The sequence below is a fragment of the Mesorhizobium sp. M2A.F.Ca.ET.037.01.1.1 genome (genome assembly GCF_003998075.1).
In the GTDB taxonomy this organism is placed as follows: Bacteria; Pseudomonadota; Alphaproteobacteria; order Rhizobiales; family Rhizobiaceae; genus Mesorhizobium.
The window spans coordinates 1-659 of the sequence record NZ_RZSA01001654.1 but is presented as its reverse complement, the minus strand read 5'-3'; the positions used below and the strand labels follow the sequence as shown (position 1 = coordinate 659).

At 63.1% G+C, this 659-nt stretch carries 1 protein-coding gene; it reads right to left on the bottom strand.

Annotation, left to right across the window (positions count from 1 at the left end; genetic code table 11):
* Positions 1 to 642 (bottom strand): ATP-binding cassette domain-containing protein (locus EOA27_RS39015; RefSeq protein ID WP_127259027.1); only part of this gene is annotated, 642 nt, incomplete at its 3' end.
* Positions 643 to 659: the final 17 nt, after the last annotated feature.

Sequence of the window (659 nt, the reverse complement as noted above, 5' to 3'; positions counted from 1 at the left end):
CTGCTCGATATGGCCGGAGCGCATGATGACGATGCGGTCGGCAAGCGTCATCGCCTCGACCTGGTCGTGGGTGACATAGATGACCGTCGACTTCACCTTGGCATGCAGCTTCTTGATCTCGGTGCGCATCTGCGTGCGCAGCTTGGCGTCGAGGTTGGAGAGCGGCTCGTCGAACAGGAAGACGTCGGGATCGCGCACGATGGCGCGGCCCATGGCGACGCGCTGGCGCTGACCGCCGGAAAGCTGCGAGGGCCTACGGTCAAGCAGTTCGTCCAGGCCGAGGATGGCGGAGGCTTCCGCCACACGGCGGTCCATGTCGTCCTTGGCGGCGCCCGCGATCTTCAGCGAGAAGCCGAGATTCTCGCGCACCGTCATATGCGGGTAGAGCGCGTAGGACTGGAACACCATCGAGATGTTGCGCGAGCGCGGCGGCAGGTCGTTGACCACGCGGCCGCCAATGTCGATGTTGCCGCCGCTGATGTCCTCGAGGCCGGCGATCATGCGCAAGGTCGTCGATTTGCCGCAGCCCGACGGGCCGACCAGCGCGATGAATTCGCGGTCGGCGATGTCGAGATCGATGCCGTGCACGATCTCCATATTGCCATAACGCTTGGTGAGCTTTTTCAGCGAAACCGTTGCCATGAAGTTCAACCTTTCAC